The sequence below is a fragment of the Nonomuraea sp. NEAU-A123 genome (genome assembly GCF_018603905.1).
In the GTDB taxonomy this organism is placed as follows: domain Bacteria; phylum Actinomycetota; class Actinomycetes; order Streptosporangiales; family Streptosporangiaceae; genus Nonomuraea.
Genome location: NZ_JAHFZZ010000002.1, coordinates 277,261 through 295,846, shown reverse-complemented (window position 1 = coordinate 295,846; position 18,586 = coordinate 277,261). Strand labels below are relative to the sequence as shown.

The window sequence follows — 18,586 nt, the reverse complement described above, 5'->3', positions numbered from 1 at the left end:
GCTACCCCAGTGTGGCGGCGTCCGCGAGGTCGACGGGCACGGGGGCACCGGTGGCCAAGGACTTCAGCCCCGCTTCGCAGACCGCGCTCGCGGCGTAGCCGTCCCACGTGGTGGGTCCGACGACCTCGCCACGGCGGCAGGCGTCGACCCAGGCCTGGAGCTCCAGATCGTACGCGCGCGCGAAGCGGGCCCGGAAGTCCGCGGGGACGGTGCCGCCCCATGAGCCGCCGGCGTCCCCTACGGCCGTCGAGTAGAGGTCTCCCCAGGGGCGACCGGCGATGACTGTTCCGCGTTCGCAGACGACCTCGCAGCGGACCTCGTAGCCGACCTGGCTGCGCACGAACACCTCGTTGGTGACGATGCCGCCGCCCGCCATCCGGAAGATGGCGATCTGTGGATCGACGACTCCCTCGGGTGAGTGGCCGGACGGCGCGGGAGACAGGACGGTGATCTCCTCGATCTCCTCGTCGAAGACGAAGCGCGCGACGTCGACCTCGTGCACCAGGCTGTCACGGACGATCATCTCCGAGCGGAACGAGTCCGGGACGTCCTTGTTGCGGTGGGTGTTGTGCACGAGCAGCGTCCGCCCGAGCCGTCCCGAGGAGAGCAGTTCCTTCATCCGGGCGTACTCGGGGTCGAAGCGGCGCATGAACCCGAGCTGGACCAGCGGTCGGCCACGCTCGCGCTCGGCGCGGACCAGGCGCAGCGACGAGGCGCTGTCCATCGTCAGCGGCTTCTCGCACAGGGTGTACTTGCCGGCCTCCAGACAGGCCAGGATTTGCTCCTCGTGGACCGACCCCGGCGACGCGATGACGACGGCGTCCACGTCGTCGGCGGCGACGAGGTCGAGGGGGCCACTGATCGCCCGCACTCCGTCGTACTGCCCCGCGACCGCCTGCGCCCGGGCGGTGTCGGGGTCCGAGACCGCCACCAGCCGGGCGTTGCCCACCAGCCGGGCGATCCGGTGGGCATGGTCGGCCCCCATCACGCCGACGCCGATGATGCCGACCCGCAGCTCGTGCTCCTCCATGCTCACGCCTCGCCCGTCGGGATGCTGTCGGGGGCGGGGATGCCGCCGTGCTCGACGGTGTGCGGGGGGACGACCTTGCCGGGTTGGGCGCCGCGCAGTTCGTGGCTGAGTTCGGTGAGTTCCTGGCCGCCGGCCATCTCGGCGGTGAGTTGTTCGAGGGTGAGTTCGTCGCGGTGGGCGTCGAGGACGACATGGCCGAGTTTGAGGATGATGAAGTGATTGCCGACGAGGTAGGCATGGTGGGGGTTGTGGGTGATGAAAATGACCCCGAGGCCGGCGTCGCGCGCCTTGGCGATGTACTTCAGGACGACACCGGATTGTTTGACGCCGAGCGCGGCGGTGGGTTCGTCGAGAATGATGACGCTGGCGCCGAAGTAGATCGCCCGGGCGATCGCGATCACCTGGCGCTGGCCGCCGGAGAGGCTGCCGACGGAGCGGTCGAGGTCGGGGATGACGATCCCCATCTTGGTGAGCTCCTCCTGGCAGATCCGCTTCATCGTAGGGATGTCGAGGAACGGCCCTTTGCGGATCTCGTTGGCCAGGAAGAAGTTCCGCCACACCGACATCAGCGGCGCGAGTGCGAGGTCCTGGTAGACCGTCGCGATGCCGAAGGCCTGGGCGATGCGCGGGGAGCCGAAGCGACGGATGATGCCGCGCAGCGACATGCTGCCCTCGGTGTGGTCGTGCAGGCCCGCGACGATCTTGATGAGGGTGGACTTGCCGGCGCCGTTGTCACCGAGGACGCAGGTCACCTCGCCCTGCCTGACGGTGATGTTGACCCCGCGCAGCGCATGGATGTTGCCATAGTGCATGCCGATGTTCTCGAGCTGCAGGACTGGGCCGTTCTGCGACTGTGTCTCATTCTCCGCCGTCATCGGGCATCAGCCTTCTTCTTCACGTAAAGGTTCACCAACGTGGCGGCGATGAGCATGATCCCGAGGAAGGTCTTGAACCAGTCGGGGTCCCAGCCGGCGTAGGAGATGCCCAGCTGCGTCATGCCGAAGATGAGGGCGCCCACCGAGGCCCCGACGACAGAGCCGTAGCCCCCTGTGAGCAGGCAGCCGCCGATGACGGCCGCGATGATGTAGATGAACTCGTTGCCGACGCCTTGACCGGACTGCACGTTGTTGTACATGAACAGGTTGTGCATGCCCAGCAGCCAGGCGCAGAAGCCCACCCCCATGAACAGGGCGATCTTCGTGGCCTTGACCGGGACGCCGACGGCGCGGGCGGCCGCCGGGTCTCCCCCGGCCGAGAAGATCCAGTTGCCGTACCTGGTGCGCAGCAGCAGCACGGAGGCGATCGCCGTGAGGACCACCCAGTAGATCACCGGGATCTCGACGGTGACCGGCCCGATGGTGAAACTGGAGGCGAACACCGTCTTGGCGCTGTCGAATCCGTCCATGTCGTTGAGCGAGTTCGACGAGACGCCGCCGGCGATGACCCGGGTCATCGCGAGGTTGACCCCCTGGAGCACGAAGAACGAGCCCAGAGTGACCAGGAAGCTCGGCAGGCCGGTGCGGTGCAGCAGCCACCCGTTGAAGGCTCCGATGGCCAGCGAGAACACCAGAGCGAACAGGACGCCGACCCAGACGTTCAGACCGAGGTACCACGCGGTGTGCGCGGCGGCGAGACCGGACGACGTCACGGCCACACCGGCCGACAGGTCGAACTCCCCGCCGATCATGAGCAGTGCCACGGCGACGGCCATGATGCCGATCGTCGAGGAGCCGTACAGGATCGTCCCGATGTTGGCGGCGTGCCGGAACGCCGGTGCCACCGCGAGGAAGAGCACGGCGACGGCGCCGGCGGCGATGAGCGCCCCCACCTCCGGACGTCCGAGGAACATGGCCGCCGCGGACCGCGTTGCGACGCGGTCGTCGGTGGGTGTGGCCATGACGATCGTCATCTCAGATCACTCTCCTGATCATCGAGTGCCGTTGGCGGCGAACTTGGCCACGGCCTCGATGTTGGTCTTATCGATGAACGCCGGACCGGTGGCCACGTTCTGGCCGCCTCCGAGGGTGTTGCCGTTCGTCCGGTACCACCAGATCCCGTCGATCGCGAGATAGCCCTGCATGTACGGCTGCTGGTCGACCGCCCACTGGATGGAACCGTTCTGAATGGCGGCGACGAGCTCCTTGTTCGTGTCGAAGGTCCCGATCTTCGCCGAGCTGTTGGCACCCTTGACGGACTTCACCGCGTCGAGGGCGATCGGCGCGCCGAGGGTGACGACGTAGTCGATGCCCGTGTCCTGCGTCAGCTTCGCCTGGATGGTCGTCGTCACGGCCGAGTCGTCCGTGCCGTTGACGTAGATCTGGGTGACCTTGGCGCCGGCCGCTCCCTCCTTGACCCCGTCGCAGCGGTCGACGAGCTGCTGCTGGCCCTGGGTCTGGTTCACGCACAGGATGTTCTTGGCGCTGTCGGCCACCGCCTTTTTGCCCACCGCGACGCCGGCCTCCTTCTCGCCCTGGCCGAAGTAGCCCAGCGCGCCGAGGCTGAGCGCGTCCGCGCCGCCGGCGTTGAACATCGTCACCGGGATCCCCGCCGCGATCGCCTTCTTGATGGTGGCGCCGAGTGCCGGCGTGTTCGGGTCGGTCACCGCGATGCCGTCGACCTTCTTGTCGATCGCGGCCTGGATGAGCTGCGCCTGCTTGGCCGCGTCCGGGTCGGAGGAGTACTGCACCTCGGCGTTGTCCTTGGCCGCGGCAGCGGCGGCTCCCTTGCGAATGATGTCCCAGAACGTGTCGCCCGGTGCCGCGTGGGTGATCATGGCGATGGTCATCTTCGGGGTGGACGCCGCAGCGGTGCCACCGCCGCTCGAGGGCGAGGTCTCCTGCTTGCCGCCCGACGATGAGCAGGCCGTCAGGGCAAGTGCCGCGGAGAGCGCGAGGACTGCGCTGGCGGCAGGCTTGGAGCGAATCATGATCGGCTGCCTTTCGGACATCACCGCCTCGATGCGGTGACTGGATGAATGACATGTGGTGGACGGCGACGGCCCAAACGGTGGCCCGGGACCGGTGATTGCCTATGGATTCGACGTGCTGAGGAACGTCTGGCACAGCGGACTGGCCGGGCGGCGTCTCCTGTGCTGCCCTACCCCCGAGAGGGGGAGTGACGCGTGTCACACTAGTACGCATAATCGGCTCCCGAACTTAGTGAAGTGCCTCAAGAACGCCTCAGAGCCCGGGACGTCGGCGTGGACACGTGGAGGAAGACGGATGGGCGCTCGTCGCGAGCACCGGGTGGTCGACATCGCAGCTCAGGCCGGGTTGAGCCGGGCGACGGTGGATCGGGTGCTGCACGGCCGCGAGGGGGTCCGGCCGGAGACGGTCGCACAGGTGAACCAGGCGATCGACGAGCTGGAGCGGCAGCGGGAGCAGGTGCATCTGTCGGGGCGCACGCTCATCGTGGACTTGGTGATGCAGACGCCGGAGCGTTTCGCCATCGCCTCCCGGGACGCGCTGGAGGCCGCACTACGGTCGTTGCGCCCGGCGACGCTCCGGGCCCGGTCGCATCTGAGCGAGCACAGCGACGCCGCCTCCGCGGCGGCGCTGCTCGACGCGGTGGGTCACAGGGGGTCGCACGGGGTCATCCTCAAGGCGCCCGACCATCCTCTGGTGGTCGACGCGGTGCGGCGACTGGCTGACCGCGGCATCCCGACCGTGACGTTCGTGACCGACGTTCCGGACAGTCGGCGGACGGCTTACGTGGGCATGGACAACGTGGCCGCCGGCGCGACGGCCGCGTATCTCATCACCCAGTGGGCAGGGCCTTGCGGAGCCGTCCTGGTGACCGTCAGCCACTCGTCGTTCCGCGGCGAGGAAGAGCGGGACGCCGGCTTCCGGCGCACGCTGGCCGAGCTCGCCCCCGGGCGGGCGGTGCACGAGGTGAAGGACACCGACGGCCTGGATCGGACGATCCTCGTGGCGGTCCGTGGCGCGTTGGCGCTGCACCCGTCGATCAACGCGGTCTACTCCGCGGGCGGTGGGAACGTCGCCATACTCAAGGCGTTCGAGGAGGTCGCGGTGACGCCGAAGGTCTTCGTCGCGCATGATCTCGACGGCGACAACCAGGCGCTGCTGCGCACGCGGAAGATCTCCGCGGTTCTGCACCATGACATGCGGGCGGACATGCGGCGCGCCTGTCGTCTGCTGCTACAGGCGCGCGGAGTTCTGCCGGGCAAGCCGGTGAGCATCCCGTCCCAGGTGCAGGTCGTCACCCCGTACAACGAGCCCGCGTCGATCTACGGCGGTTCCGAGCTCTGACGAACCACAGCTCGGAGCCGGGTTGTTCTTCACCCGGCGAGCAGGCTCCGCAGGTAGTCCACGCTGGTCCTGACGTCCGCGACCGGGCCTTCGCCGGTGGGCGGCTCGGTGAGGATGGTGTCCTGTTCGAGGGTGTACCAGCCGTCGTAGCCGTTGCCGCGCAGGTGCCCGACGATGGCGGCGACGTCGACGTCACCCGTGCCCAGCGGCCGGTACATGCCCTCTCGGACCGCCTCGGTGTAGGTGAGGCGGCCCGCCCGGACCTTGCGGGCGTACGTCAGGTCGACGTCCTTGAAGTGGGTGTGCGCGATCCGGTCGGGCACCTGGCCGGCCAGGACGGCCGGGTCGGTGCCGCCGATGAGCAGGTGGCCGGTGTCCAGGCACAAGGAGACGGCCGAGCCGTCGAGGACCCGCTGCACCTCCGGTCCGGTCTCGACCATGGTGCCGACGTGCGGGTGGAGCACGGCACGGATGCCGTGCTCGGCGGCGTGGGCGGCGACCCGGTCCAGGTTGTGCAGCAACCGGTGCCAGCCCGCCTCGTCCAGGTCGGGCCTGGAGTCGTAGCCGGTCTGGCCGGAGTCGGCGGACAGGACCATGACGTCGGCCGTCGCGGCTATGAAGCCGGGCAGGAGCCGGTCGAGCTCGATCATGGGGTCGATGTCATCGCGATGAAGGACGAACGGGGTGAAGCCGCCGACGGCGTGCAGGTCGTGCGCCGCGAGGGTCTTGGCGAGCTCGTCGGGGTCGGCCGGCAGGAAGCCGTCCGGGCCGAGCTCGGTGGCCGACAGGCCGATCTCGCTCATCTGGCTGAGGACCTGGTCGGCGGGCAACTGGTAGCCCCAGTCGGGGACTTCGCAGACACCCCAGCTGATGGGGGCTCCTGCGATGCGGTGGACGGCGTCGGTCATTGTTCCTCCTGTACAGGCATGGGGTTGGCGAGAGCGGCTGGTCGTCGGCCCGCGAGGACGTCCGCGACACCCTGTGCGGCAGCGGTGAACGTGGCGCGGGTGGCGCCGGCGCTGAGTCCCATGAGATGAGGCGACAGCACGACGCCGGCGTGGTCGAAGACCGGATGGTGGGTCGGTGGTTCGGGGTCGAAGACGTCCAGGCCGAGACCGGCGAGCCGGCCGTCGGCGAGGGCGTGCGCGGCGGCGTCGAGGTCGAGCAGGCCGCCGCGACCGCAGTTCACCAGGATCGACCCGACCGGCATGGCGGCCAGGAAGGCCGAGTCGACGAGGTGGTGGGTCTGCGGCGTGAGCGGCAGGTGCAGCGTGACGACCTGCGAACGGGAACGCAGTTCCGCCAGACCGACGAGCTCGGCGCGGCCGTCGCCGTCGCCGTCCTCCGGCTGCGTGAGGTAGGGGTCGTGGGCGAGGACGGTCATGCCGAACGCGCGGGCCAGGTGGCCGACGCGGCGGCCGATCCGGCCGTAGCCGACGATGCCGATCGTCGCTCCCTCGAGGTCCCCGAGGGTGATCGTGCCACGTTCTGACCAGCGGCCTCGGGCGACGCATTCGGTCGTGACGCCCAGCCGTTTCACCAGATGGAGGATCATCGCCAGGGCTCCTTCGGCGACGGCGTGGGTGCCGGCGCCTGGTGTGACGACGACGGCGATGCCGCGGCGGGTGGCTTCGGCGACGTCGACCCGTTCCACGCCGACGCCGGTGCGGGCGAGCACCCGGAGGTTGGGCATCCGGTCGAGCATCGCGGTGTCGACGAGGGCGTCGGCCCGCACGATCGCTCCTGCGGCTCCACGAAGGTCCTCGGGGCCGGGGTCGGCCACGAATCGCACGTCCGGCGGCAGGTGCCCGGTGACGAGGCCGGGTTCGACGTCACCCAGGGTCACGACGATCTGCCGGCCGACGGCGGTCTTCACGGCCTCTCACCGGCCCCGCGCAGCTCGGCGATGACGGTCCTCACGGCGTCCCACCGGCCTTGCGCAGCTCGGCGACGACGGCGCCGGCGAGCAGGGTCGTGTCGGAGCCGATGGCCAGGAACTGCCAGCCTGCCGCGGCCAGTCTGGCTGCCGCGGCGCCGTCCGACACGAGCTGTCCGGCGGCCTTGCCGTTCCCTTTGGCCGCGGCGAGGACCCGGTCGAGGGCGGCGACGTACACCGGTGCCTGGGTCTGGCCGGGGACGTCGAGGGCGTGGCTGAGGTCGCGGGGGCCGACGAACAGGACGTCGACGCCGTCGAGGGCGGCGATGTCCTCGACGGCGTCCAGGGCCGGGAGGGTCTCGATCTGGACCACGCCGAGGACATCGCCGTCCGAGCGGTCGAGGGCGGCCGGGTCCAGCCCGTACCGGCACATGCGGTTGTAGGTGGCCACTCCCCTGTCCCCCGCCGGCGGGTAGCGCAGGTGCCGCACACAGGCGGCGGCCTCGTCGGCGGTGTTGACCCGGGGGAACATGACCCCGGCCGCGCCCAGGTCGAGCAGGCGGCCGGCGCGGATGCGCTCGGTGGACTCCACCCGGACGACCGTCGGCACCGAGTACGACGCGGCGGCGGCGATGACGTCGCGGGCCTGCTCCTCGCCGCCGGCGCCGTGCTCGAGGTCGAGCAGGACCCAGTCGACGCCGGCCGCCGCGCACACTTCGGCGGTGACCGGTGTGGCGGCGCCGAGGAAGGTGCCGTAGGTGACGTCGCCGCGGGCGAGGCGTCGTCGCAGGTCGCCGCGGTCCAAGGCGTACGGGTTGTGGGTCATCCGTGCCACCGCTGGGTGGCCAGGCCGGACTCGTACTGGCTTCGGGCGGCGCGGACCGTGTCGGACTCGGACACCTCGGCGGGCGCGACGTCCCACCAGCAACCCGCCGACGGAAGGTCGGCGTGCGGGATGACCGGGACGACGATGAGGACCGGACGGGTCTCCGACCGGGTCTCCTGGAGCGCCCGCCGGATCTCGCCGGCAGTCGTCGCCCGCAGGGCCCGAGCGCCCAGGCCGGCGGCGACCTGCACGAGGTCGACCTGGAGGTAGTCGCCGGTCAGTGCGGCGTCCTTGCCCGCCTCAAGAGTGAGCGGCTCCGTGCGGTATCGGAACTCGTTGCCGAACTCGCGGCCCATCGTGAACATCTGCAGCCGGTGAATGACCTGGTAGCCGTGGTTCTCGGGGACCACCACGGTGACGGCCAGGCCCTCCTGGGCGGCCGTGGCGAGCTCGGTGGGTGCCATGAGGAACGTACCGTCCCCGATGAAGGCGGTGACGCGGTGCTCTGGGTCGGCGTCGGCGAGCCGGGTGCCGATCGCGGCCGGGATCTCGTAGCCCATGCAGGAGAACCCGAACTCCAGGTGGCAGGTGCGTCCGTCAGTGGCGTCCCAGACCTTCAGCAGGTCACCGGGCGGTCCGCCCGCGGCGGCCACGATGGTGTCGCCCTGATGGGCGTGCTCCTGGAGCAGCCCGATGAGCTGGCCTTGGGTGAGGACGGCATCGGTGTCCGGGATGGCGTCGGTGGCCTGTTCGCGCAGCGCGTCCACGTCGACGGGGGTGTCGGCGTCCAGGGCCGCCGCGCGTACGGGCAGCCAGCCTGCCTTGGCGGTGGTCACGGTGTCCCGCCAGGCATTGCTGGTCGTGACCCCGGCGGCCACGAGGGCGTCGGCCAGGGCTCGCAGGGCGAGCTTGGCGTCGCCGAGGACCGAGGTGGCGCCGAGCCGGTCGCCGTCACGCGGGTCGACGTTGATGCTGGCGAACCGCACGTCGGCGGTGGTGAACAGCGAGTGGGAGGCGGTGGCGAAGTCGGTCAGCCGGGACCCGACGGTGAGCACGAGGTCGGCGGCGCGGGCCACCTCGTTGGTCGCGGGGTTGCCCTCGAGGCCGATGCCCCCCAACTGCCACCAGGCGTCGGCCTGGACGGCGCCCTTGCCGGCGAAGGTCTCGGCGACCGGGATGCCGACGGTGTCGGCGAGCCGCTCGAGCTCGGTGCCGGCGCCTGCGTAGAGGACACCGCCGCCGGCGATGATGAGCGGCCGGGAGGCCGTCGCGAACAGTTCGGCGAGGGCGGCGATCTCGTCCTGCTCAGGGACCGGCCTGCGGATGGCCCAGTCGCGCTCGGCGAAGAACTCCAGCGGGAAGTCGTAGGCGTGAGACTGGATGTCCTGCGGCAGGGACAGGACGGCGGCTCCGGTGTTGACCGGGTCCACGAGCACCCTCATGGCGGCCGGGAGCGCGGTGAGAAGCTGCTCGGGGCGGGTGATCCGGTCGAAGAACCGGGACACCGGGCGGAAGGCGTCGTTGACGCTGGCATCGGCCTCGATCGGGTGTTGCAGCTGCTGCAGGACCGGTCCCTGACGGCGGGTCGCGTAGGAGTCGCCGGGCAGCAGCAGGACGGGCAGCCGGTTGACCGTCGCCAGGGCGGCGCCGGTGACCATGTTGAGCGCGCCGGGCCCGATGGACGCGGTGACGGCCAGCGCCGCGCGTCGCCGGGAGGCCTTGGCGAACCCGCTGGCGATGTGGACCAGGCCCTGCTCGTTGCGGCCCTGGATGAACGGCAGGTCGTCGGCGTACTGGTCGAGCGCCTGGCCGAGTCCGGCGACGTTGCCGTGACCGAAGATGCCCAGCGCGGCGGGGATCATCCGACGGCGGTCGCCGTCGGCGACGCTGTACTGCCGGGATAGGTACAGGACCAGTGCCTGGGCCGTGGTGAGGCGCAGCGTCCGGTTGCTTGTCATGTCCTTGTTCTCCTTGGGACGCACGGGATCCGCACTGACTGAGGGGCGGGTCACCAGGGCTGGCCGTGCAGGATGATGGTCTTCTCCTCGGTCATCTCGGCGACGGCGGCGCGGAAGCCTTCCTTGCCGATGCCGGAGGCCTTGAGGCCGCCGTAGGGCATGAGGTCGGCGCGCCACAGCGGGGTCCAGTTGATGTGGATGACGCCGGCGTCGATCTGACGCATGGCACGCACGGCGGCGCTGACGTCCTTGGTGAACACGCCGGCGCCCAGCCCGTAGGCGGTGGAGTTGGCGTACGCGATGGCGGTGGCCCAGTCCTCGGCGGTGGATATCGCGACCGCGGGGCCGAAGAGCTCCTCCTGGTTCAGCGGGGCGTCCGGGGCCACGTCATCGACGACAGCCGGGGTGACGATGGCGCCCTCGCGCTGCCCGCCGGTGAGGAGCTTGGCTCCACCGTCGACCGAGGCGCGGAGCGCCCCCTCGACGCGCCGCGCCTCGGCCTCGCTGATCAGGGTCCCCAGTCGGGTGCCGTCCTGGGACGGGTCGCCGTAAGGGATCGCCTCGACCAGGGGAACGAGGGCGTCCAGGAGGTCGCCGTGCACCCGTGGGTGGGCGATGACGCGCTGGACGGAGATACACACCTGGCCGGCGTTGATGTAGCCGCCGGCCGCGATAGCGCTGGCCGCGGCCTCGACATCCGCGTCCGGAAGGATCACGACCGGGCACGAGGCGCCGAGTTCGAGGGACAGCTTCTTCACCCCGGCGGTGCGTGCAATGTGCTCGCCGACCGCGGTGGAGCCGGTGAAGGAGATCTTGCGGACCCTGGCGTCGGAGACGAGCGCGTCACCGAGCCGGCCGCCCGGGCCGGTGATGACGTTGAGCACACCTGGAGGCAGCCCGGCGTCGGTGAACGCCCGGGCCAGGGCCAGCGCGGTCAGCGGGGTGGTCCTGGCCGGCTTCAGGACGACGGCGTTGCCGGCGGCCAGTGCGGGCGCGACCTTGTGCAACACCAGCAGCGACGGGTAGTTGAACGGGGTGATCGCGACGACCACGCCGCACGGCTGGCGCAGGGTGAAGCCCACCTTGTCCAGGCCGGTGCCCCGGTGGGCGTCCAGCGGCAGGGTCTGGCCGTAGAGCTGGGTGCCCTCGTACCCGGCGAGCCGGATCATGTCGCCGGCGCGGCCGACCTCGCCGCGTGCCTCGGTGATGGTCTTGCCGTTCTCGGCGGACAACAGCGCGGCGATCTCCTCGGCGCGCTCGTCGACGAGCGCGGCAGCGCGCATCAGGATGGTGAGACGGGCGTGGGCGGGCAACTCGCGCCACACCGCCGCGCCGTGCTCGGCGGCGGCCAGAGCCTTGTCGACGTCGGAGGTGTCGGCGATGGCCGCCTGCCCGACGACGTGCCCGTCGTACGGGGAGCGGACCTCCTCGACCCGCCCACCGGCGCTCGGAACCCATTCGCCGGCGATGAGGAGCTGACCGTCGGTCATGGTGTGGGCCTTCCTGTTCAGACGGTGATCCAGCGCTTCTCGGCGTCCGAGCGAAGCATCGCGTCGACGAGCCGAGCGGCCAGCACCATGTCGGCGATGGTCGCGCCGTCGGGTGTATGGGTGACGATCGAGGTGAGCAGGCGCTGGGCCTCGATCACCTTGAGGTCGTCGAAGCTGAGCGGGATAGCGGTGTCCGGCTGGAACGCCCCGGCCTCGCCGTCGTTCGGCCCGACGCGGTGGGTGGTCCACGACGCGCCCTGGTAGTCCTGGCCGAGGCACACCTGCAGCTCGCCCATCCGCCGGAAGTCCCAGGCGAGAGCACCGGTGCTGCCGTGCACCTCGAACCCGTAGGAGTTCTGCTCGCCGACGGAGGCGCGGCTGGCCTCCAGGAAGCCCTTGGCCCCCGACGCGAACCGCAGCATGGTGAGGACGTGGTCCTCGTTCTCGACCGGCAGCAGCGGGCCGTCCGCGCCACGCGAGAAGTGCGACGAGGCGCCGATGGCCTGGGGACGCTGGGTGATGAACGTCGATGTCTCGGCGAGCAAGGCGGTGATCGGGCCGACAACGTACTGGGCGAGGTCGAGGCCGTGCGAGGCGAGGTCGCCGATGACGCCGCTGCCGGCCTGGTCCTGTACGAAACGCCAGGTCAGGGCGCCGTCGGGGTGGGCGCAGTAGTCGCCGAGCATCTGCACCCGGACGTGGCGGACCTCGCCGATCCGGCCGGAGGCGACCAGGTCGCGGGCGACTTCGACGGCGGGGGCGTTGCGGTAGTTGAAGCCGACGGCGGAAGCGACGCCGGCGGCCGCGATCGCGTCGGCGATCTCCTGGGTCTCGGCCAGGTTGCGACCGGCGGGCTTCTCGATCCAGATGTGCTTGCCCGCCTTGGCGGCGGTCACGGCCACGTCGCGGTGGGTGAAGTTCGGGCCCGCGACACACACCAGGTCGATGTCGTCGCGGCTGACGAGGTCGGTCCAGTCCGGGGTGGTCCAGGAGACGCCGAAGACCTTGCGGGCGTAGTCGAGGCGGTCGTCGTCGGCGGGGTCCGCGACCCCGACCAGGCGCGGGGTCGCGCCCAGATCACGGTAGTGCTGCAGGACGCGGGTCAGGGCCTTGGCATGGACCTGGCCCATCCAGCCGAAGCCGACGATACCGACGTTGACATGTTGCGACATTGGGGTCCACCTGCGGCGGATGGCTCCGCCTGCCTTTCTGAAGGAGGTCAGCGGACGTCGTCGAGGCGCACCGGCCGATGCTCGCGCCAGGATCGGGTGGCGGCCTCGGCGATGAGCGACGCCTCGACGCCGTCGTGGAGGGTGCAGGGCGAGGGAAGGGCGCCGGCCACGACCTGGGTGAAGGCGGTCAGCTCGGCGCGGAAGGCGTCCGCGAAGCGGTCCATGAAGAAGTTCCACGGTGTGCCGGACGGAAAGGCGACCGCCGGATCGGCGGACCGCAGCGGCAGGCGGTCGTCCAGGCCCGCGGCCACCGAATCCTTGCTGCCCAGCACCTCGAGGCGGACGTCGTGGCCGCGGCCGTTGGAACGGCTGTTGGAGACGACGGCGAGCGTGCCACCGGTCATGGTCAGGATGGAGGTGACGGACTCGGCGTCACCGGCGGCCTCGATGTAGTCGACGCCCTGGTTGGTGCCGGCGGCGTACACCTCGACGACCTCCTGGCCGGTGACGTACCGGACGGCGTCGAAGTCGTGGATCGCGCAGTCGTTGAAGATGCCGCCCGACCCGCGGATGTAGGCCTCCGGCGGAGGCGCCGGGTCCAGCGTCGTCGAGCGTACGGTGTGGACGTACCCCAGGGTGCCCGCGACCACGTCTGCCCTGGCCGCCATGTAGGCGGCGTCGAAGCGGCGTGGGAAGCCGATCTGGATCGGGGTGTCGTTGCCGGCCAGCTCGTCCCGCAGCGCGACGGCCTCCTCCGACAGCGCGGCGACGGGTTTCTCGCAGAAGGTGGGGATCCCCGCCCGAACGCAGGCTCGGATGAAGTCGGGGTGAGTGGCGGTCGAGGACGCGATGATGATGCCGTCGACGCCTGAGGTCAGCACGTCGGCGGGCTCCGGGGCGACGCGGACGTCAAGCCGCTCCCCGACCCGTCGCGCGAGGTCGGGGGCGGCGTCAGTGATGATGATCTCGTCGACCGCCGGGAGGTCCGTGAGCGTCTGCGCGTGGAACGCGCCGATGCGTCCCACGCCGATCAGTCCGATGCGCATGGCGTAACTTCTCCTGAGGTGGTGACGACTACTCGTGGGCGCCTGGGATGATCTGGTCCCAGTCGATGACGGACCCGGTGACCACACCGCTGCGGTCTGAGAGCAGGAAGATCACGAAGTCGGCGATCTCGTCGACCTGCCCCAGCTTCCCCATGGGCTGCTGGGCCGCGGCCTTCTCGAGCCAGTCGTCGTCGGCGTCGTGCCAACGGCGCTGGGTGGCGTCCTCGCCCTCGGTCTCGGTCCACCCGATGTTCACGCCGTTGATCCGGATCCGGTCCCAGCGATGAGCGAACGCGGCATTGCGGGTGAGTCCGACCAGGCCGGACTTTGATGCGACGTACGGCGCCAGGTACGGCTGACCGCCGTGGGACGACATCGTGATGATGTTGACGATGGAACCCCCTTTGCCTCGGGCGACCATGTCCTTGATCGCCGCCTGCATGAGGAAGAACGGACCACGCAGATTGACGGCGATGTGCTCGTCGAAGAGCTCCGGCGTGGTGTCGAGCATCGTGCCGCGGGTGGTGAGGCCGGCGCAGTTCACCATGCAGTCGATCCGGCCGAACCGGTCGATCGTCTCCGCGACCGCGGCCTGGCCCTGGCCGACGTCACTGGCATCGGCCTGGACGTAGCGAACCTGCCGCCCCGACCGTTCGGCGAGATCGGTCGCGAACTGCTCACCGACGTCCTTCCGCCGGCCGGTGACCACGACGTCGGCGCCGTTCCGCACCGCGGCGATGGCGATCGCCGCACCCAAGCCTTGCGTCCCACCGCTGACGAGGACGACCCTGCCGTCGAGCAAGGCGTCGCTGAGCTGAGGCATGACTGGCTCCCCCAGGAAGTTCTGATGGCACACCCCGCGACGATCGGCCGGGATGTGGGACAGGGCGTGTGACCCCTGACACAAAACCGTAGGCTCCGTCCGCGCGCGTACGGCGGCCAGAACGACTCAAGAACGCCTCATGCCCCCGCTCACCATGAAAGCGAATCGGCACCACCCTCGGCACGATCAAGTCGACCATGTACGCGGCTGTCGTGACGGCACTCACCACCCGCTGACATTGACAAAAGCGCTTGCCGTTGTGGCAAAGTGCGTCTATGGACGATGACGAGATTGTTCTGGACGACGTTCTGCATGCCGTCGGGCCACGGCTGCGGACCCTGCGCCAGCAGCGCGGCGCCACGCTGACCGAGCTGTCGGAGTCCACCGGCATCTCGATCAGCACCCTGTCGCGCCTGGAGTCCGGGCAGCGGCGGCCGACCTTGGAGCTGTTGCTGCCCCTGGCGCGCGCCCACCAGGTGACGCTGGACGAGCTGGTCGACGCGCCGCCCACCGGTGACCCGCGTGTGCAGTTGCGCTCGTTCAATCGCCGTGGCTCCGTCTTCATCCCGCTCACCCGCCGGCCCGGCGGGCTCCAGGCGTTCAAGCAGGTCATGCCACCGAACTGGCCCGGAACCGAGCCCGACCCCCGGGTGCACGAGGGCTACGAGTGGCTCTACGTACTGGCCGGTCGGCTGCGCCTGGTCCTCGGCGAGCACGATGTGATTCTCACGCCCGGCGAGGTCGCCGAGTTCGACACCCATATCCCGCACTGGTTCGGCAACGCCGGTCCCGAGCCGGTCGAGATCCTCTCCCTCTTCGGACCTCAGGGCGAACGTCTCCACGTCCGCGCCCAGCCCGCCGGCAAATGAGCTGATCTTGCGATCGCTCGTTACGGGATGATGTCGCCACGATCTCAGCGGCGGCCTGCCGGCACGAGGAGAGTCGCCCGCTGGTGCTGGCCTGAGCGGCCGAGTCGCTGGCGCGACGCCGTCTGCCGGCTCGGGCGCCCCTGCTCTCGTCGAGCGCCTGGTGGCCAACCTCCTCGACAACGCCATCCGCTACAACATCGCAGGCGGGCGAGTAGAAGTCGCGACCGAGACCAGAGGCGAGCGCGCTTTCCTCTCCGTGGCCAACACCGGACCGGTCATTCCACCGGCGCAGGTCGACCGGCTGTTCGAGCCCTTCCAGCGACTTGACCGCACCGCCCGCAACGACGGTCACCACCGCCTCGGTTTCTCGATCGTCCGCGCCATCGCCACCGTCCACGACGCCACCTTCACCGCGCGCGCACGACCAGAAGGCGGCCTTGCCGTGGAGGTCGGTTTCCCGAGTCGCTGACAGGAGCGGCGGGGTGTGGCCAAGCGGGCCCTCGCGGGGCGAGTCTGCAGGTTCCTCCAACTGCCCGACGGCCCCCGTTGCCATGCCTGCGGATGCGGGTCGGACAGCCCGTCGCGCTAGCCGGAGCGAGACCTCGCCGACCTGAGAGCTTGCTTAAAATTGTCTAACAATCCCAAGCGGTATGGCTCTGAGGTGTTTCCGAAATGATTGCTTAGCTGCGAACACTTGCAGCTATGAGTCGGTGGTGTTAAGTTCCACGCACCGCTTGTCGGACAATCTCCGCGTCGACCACGTGGCACGCGAGCACAAAGACGAACACAGCACGGCTCCTGCGCATGCGCGCACGAGCCGCACAACTGTCGAGAAGATCAACTGCACGGGCGCATTCGAACACCGCGCAGGCGCAGGACCGCCCTACCCGGCCGGTAGGCCGGTCAAGGAGGCAACGATGTCGACCAATCAGCACGACCCCCATGCGGAGGCCCTCCGCCTCGAGCACGTCACCCTGGAGTTCCCGGGCAGCCACCAGCCGGCCATCGAGGACGTCTCGTTCCAGGTCGGGCGGGGCAAGTTCGTCGCCGTGATCGGGCCCAGCGGATGCGGCAAGAGCACCATCCTCAATCTCGCCGCCGGGCTGCTCTCCCCGACCCGGGGGGAGGTCTACTTCGACGGGGAGCGCGTCACTTCCGTCAACTCCGAAGCGGCGTACGTGACTCAGCAGGCCAATCTGCTTCCCTGGCTGAGCGTCAAGGCCAACATCGGCCTGGCGCTGAAGTTCCGCAAGGTTCCGAAGGACGAGCGGGACGAACGGATCGCCCACTGGGTCAGAGTCGTCGGCCTCACGGGATTCGAGGACCACTATCCCCGGGAGCTCTCCGGCGGCATGCAGAAGCGCGTCGCGATCGCGCGGGCGCTGATCTACAACCCCTCCATCGTGCTGATGGACGAGCCCTTCGGGCCGCTGGACGCCATCACCCGGCTCAAGCTCCAACAGGAGCTGCTCAACCTCTGGGAAGAGCAGAACGGCACGCTCATTTTCGTCACGCACGACCTCAACGAGGCGATCTACCTCGCCGACGAGGTCATTGTGATGTCCAGCGGGCCCGGCACGATCCGCCGTGTTCTTCCCGTGCCCTTCGAGCGCCCCCGCAGCATCGGCTCCCTCGTCGAGTCGCCCGAGTTCGCGGAGCTCTACAACGACCTCTGGGGTCTGTTCAAGTCCGAGCTGCAGATGTCGGACGCCACCGCGTAGAAGACCGCCCAGCTGCCAAAACGAGGTTCACAGCGTTGATATCCATCACCGAAACGATCGCCGTTCCAAGTCCGCCGAAACGCGTCTGGGAGGTGTTGTCGAGCCCCTCGGACGTCGTGTCCTGCATCGGCGGCGCCGAGCTCGGGGCGGCCCACGACGACGGTTCCTTCGACGGGACCCTGGTCGTCAAGTTCGGGGCGTTGCGGGTCAGGTTCGCCGCCCGCGTCACCCTGGAGCTGACGGAGTCCGAGCTCGAGGGGCGCCTCTCGGCCCGCGGCCGGGACGGGCAGGGGGCCACGCGCTTCAGTGGAAACGCCACGTTCCGCGTGGCGGAGGGCGAGGGCCCCAGCGACTCGCGGGTGACCGTAGACGGCGAGATCCAGCTCACTGGAAAGCTCGCCTCGTTGATCGAGTCGGGTGCCGGGGTCGTGGTCTCGAGGATGACCAAGGAGTTCTCAGCGGAGTTGGTCCAGCGCTGCGCTGAACCTGCCGAGCTGGACACCCCGCCGACAGCGGCACCACCGCCGACCGGCCTGCTGAGCCGGTTGCGCGCCTGGTGGGCGCGGCTGCGGAACGTACGTCAGGAACCAGTCGGCGGAGCAGCCGAGGAAGGAGGCCGGTCGTGACAGCCTCCAGGCTCAATAGAGTGATCGGCGCGCTGGAAGCGGGGCAGCACGTTTTCACGGCCTTCGCGTCGGCCGACCCGGCGACCGCCGTCGAGTTCAGCACCACGGACTACGACGGCCTGGTCTTCGAGATGGAGCACAAGCCCTGGGACGTCAACGCGCTCCGGGACAGCTTCCAGTTCCTGCTGAACCGGCGGCAGATCTTCGGGGCGGCCAGCCTGGCGCCCGCGGTCACCCCGCTCGTGCGGATCCCGGTCAACGGCGCAGAGAAGGGGCAGTGGCATGCGAAGCAGGCCCTGGACCTGGGCGCGTACGGGATCGTGTGGCCGCACATCGCCACGGTGGAGGAGGCCTACAACGCCGTCGCGGCCTGCCGCTACCCGCGGCTGCCCGACAGCCCCAGCTACGAGCCCGCCGGGCTGCGCGGGGACGGCCCGCACGCGGCGGTGCGTTACTGGGGCATCCCGAACACCGAGTACTACGCCAGAGCCGACGTCTGGCCGCTCGATCCGGATGGCGAGATCCTCGTGGCCATCATGATCGAGGACCAGCTCGGCATCGAGAACCTGCCGGACATCCTCGATCAGGTGCCGGGGATCGGCCTGGTCATCATCGGCGAGGGCGACATGAGCCAGGAGCTGGGAGTGCCCCGCCAGTACGAGCACCCGCGCGTCCTGGAGTGCAAGCGCCGCATCCTCGACATCTGCACCGAGCGCGGGGTCGCCGTCGGCCATCCGCACGTGACGGCCGACAACCTCAAGCAGGTGCTCGACGACGGCTACCGGTTCCTGATGAGCGCCCCGGTCAAGTCGTACCCGGGCCTCGACCTGGGCCGCACGTTGACCGGCCGCGCCTGACCTACGCACATATCGGAGACTATT

18 protein-coding genes are annotated in these 18,586 nt (G+C 69.8%); 6 read left to right on the top strand and 12 right to left on the bottom strand.

The features are described from left to right. Nucleotide 1: 1 nt before the first annotated feature. Genes KLK06_RS05455 through KLK06_RS05440 form a run of 4 tightly spaced genes read right to left on the bottom strand, consistent with a single transcriptional unit; the run spans nt 2 to nt 3,956 of the window. Entirely contained in the window at nt 2-1,030 is a 1,029-nt protein-coding gene (locus KLK06_RS05455; protein WP_214634191.1) for a Gfo/Idh/MocA family protein, read from the bottom strand. A 2-nt stretch (nt 1,031-1,032) separates the two neighbouring features. Continuing rightward, complete coding sequence (locus tag KLK06_RS05450) at nt 1,033-1,905, bottom strand: ATP-binding cassette domain-containing protein (RefSeq protein ID WP_214634190.1); 873 nt, start codon at nt 1,903-1,905, stop codon at nt 1,033-1,035. After that, nucleotides 1,902-2,939: an ABC transporter permease gene (locus tag KLK06_RS05445; RefSeq protein WP_250904931.1), complete on the bottom strand. Its 1,038-nt coding sequence runs from the start codon at nt 2,937-2,939 to the stop codon at nt 1,902-1,904. Before KLK06_RS05445 ends, KLK06_RS05450 begins: the two co-directional genes overlap by 4 nt. A gap of 18 nt (nt 2,940-2,957) precedes the next feature. Continuing rightward, the gene (locus KLK06_RS05440; protein WP_214634189.1) at nt 2,958-3,956 is read right to left on the bottom strand and encodes a substrate-binding domain-containing protein; all 999 of its coding nucleotides are present in this window, start codon (nt 3,954-3,956) and stop codon (nt 2,958-2,960) included. Between the two features lie 295 nt (nt 3,957-4,251). Between KLK06_RS05440 and KLK06_RS05435 the strand changes: the two genes are divergently transcribed. Then, on the top strand, nt 4,252-5,298 hold the full coding sequence (locus tag KLK06_RS05435; RefSeq protein ID WP_214634188.1) for a LacI family DNA-binding transcriptional regulator: 1,047 nt from the start codon (nt 4,252-4,254) through the stop codon (nt 5,296-5,298). Between the two features lie 29 nt (nt 5,299-5,327). Here KLK06_RS05435 and KLK06_RS05430 read toward each other — a convergent pair whose 3' ends face one another. Genes KLK06_RS05430 through KLK06_RS05395 form a run of 8 tightly spaced genes read right to left on the bottom strand, consistent with a single transcriptional unit; the run spans nt 5,328 to nt 14,489 of the window. Then, nucleotides 5,328-6,206 (bottom strand): TIM barrel protein, encoded by an 879-nt coding sequence (locus KLK06_RS05430; RefSeq protein WP_214634187.1) that lies wholly within the window; start codon nt 6,204-6,206, stop codon nt 5,328-5,330. Beyond that, nucleotides 6,203-7,174: an NAD(P)-dependent oxidoreductase gene (locus KLK06_RS05425; RefSeq protein ID WP_214634186.1), complete on the bottom strand. Its 972-nt coding sequence runs from the start codon at nt 7,172-7,174 to the stop codon at nt 6,203-6,205. Before KLK06_RS05425 ends, KLK06_RS05430 begins: the two co-directional genes overlap by 4 nt. Before the next feature lie 40 nt (nt 7,175-7,214). Continuing rightward, complete coding sequence (locus KLK06_RS05420; RefSeq protein WP_214634185.1) at nt 7,215-8,000, bottom strand: HpcH/HpaI aldolase/citrate lyase family protein; 786 nt, start codon at nt 7,998-8,000, stop codon at nt 7,215-7,217. After that, a complete protein-coding gene (iolD, locus tag KLK06_RS05415) occupies nt 7,997-9,958 on the bottom strand; it encodes a 3D-(3,5/4)-trihydroxycyclohexane-1,2-dione acylhydrolase (decyclizing) (protein ID WP_214634184.1) in 1,962 nt (653 codons plus the stop codon). Before iolD ends, KLK06_RS05420 begins: the two co-directional genes overlap by 4 nt. 50 nt (nt 9,959-10,008) lie before the next feature. Beyond that, complete coding sequence (locus KLK06_RS05410; protein WP_214634183.1) at nt 10,009-11,448, bottom strand: aldehyde dehydrogenase family protein; 1,440 nt, start codon at nt 11,446-11,448, stop codon at nt 10,009-10,011. Between the two features lie 17 nt (nt 11,449-11,465). Next, a complete protein-coding gene (locus tag KLK06_RS05405; protein WP_214634182.1) occupies nt 11,466-12,620 on the bottom strand; it encodes a Gfo/Idh/MocA family protein in 1,155 nt (384 codons plus the stop codon). Between the two features lie 47 nt (nt 12,621-12,667). Then, complete coding sequence (locus KLK06_RS05400) at nt 12,668-13,666, bottom strand: Gfo/Idh/MocA family oxidoreductase (protein WP_214634181.1); 999 nt, start codon at nt 13,664-13,666, stop codon at nt 12,668-12,670. Nucleotides 13,667-13,694: 28 nt separating this feature from the next. Continuing rightward, nucleotides 13,695-14,489 carry an SDR family oxidoreductase gene (locus KLK06_RS05395; RefSeq protein ID WP_214634180.1) on the bottom strand — a complete coding sequence of 265 codons (795 nt, stop codon included), beginning with the start codon at nt 14,487-14,489 and terminating at the stop codon, nt 13,695-13,697. Between the two features lie 275 nt (nt 14,490-14,764). On the opposite strand from KLK06_RS05395, the gene KLK06_RS05390 reads away from it, so the two are divergent. The 5 genes from KLK06_RS05390 to KLK06_RS05370 all read left to right on the top strand — a co-directional run bounded on the left by KLK06_RS05390 (nt 14,765) and on the right by KLK06_RS05370 (nt 18,562). Beyond that, a complete protein-coding gene (locus KLK06_RS05390) occupies nt 14,765-15,358 on the top strand; it encodes a helix-turn-helix domain-containing protein (protein ID WP_214634179.1) in 594 nt (197 codons plus the stop codon). Nucleotides 15,359-15,413: 55 nt separating this feature from the next. Further along, nucleotides 15,414-15,827 (top strand): sensor histidine kinase, encoded by a 414-nt coding sequence (locus tag KLK06_RS05385; RefSeq protein WP_374197100.1) that lies wholly within the window; start codon nt 15,414-15,416, stop codon nt 15,825-15,827. A gap of 448 nt (nt 15,828-16,275) precedes the next feature. Then, on the top strand, nt 16,276-17,079 hold the full coding sequence (locus KLK06_RS05380) for an ABC transporter ATP-binding protein (RefSeq protein ID WP_214634177.1): 804 nt from the start codon (nt 16,276-16,278) through the stop codon (nt 17,077-17,079). A 35-nt stretch (nt 17,080-17,114) separates the two neighbouring features. After that, nucleotides 17,115-17,705 (top strand): SRPBCC family protein, encoded by a 591-nt coding sequence (locus KLK06_RS05375; protein ID WP_284734895.1) that lies wholly within the window; start codon nt 17,115-17,117, stop codon nt 17,703-17,705. Then, the gene (locus KLK06_RS05370; protein ID WP_214634175.1) at nt 17,702-18,562 is read left to right on the top strand and encodes an HpcH/HpaI aldolase/citrate lyase family protein; all 861 of its coding nucleotides are present in this window, start codon (nt 17,702-17,704) and stop codon (nt 18,560-18,562) included. Before KLK06_RS05375 ends, KLK06_RS05370 begins: the two co-directional genes overlap by 4 nt. Nucleotides 18,563-18,586: the final 24 nt, after the last annotated feature.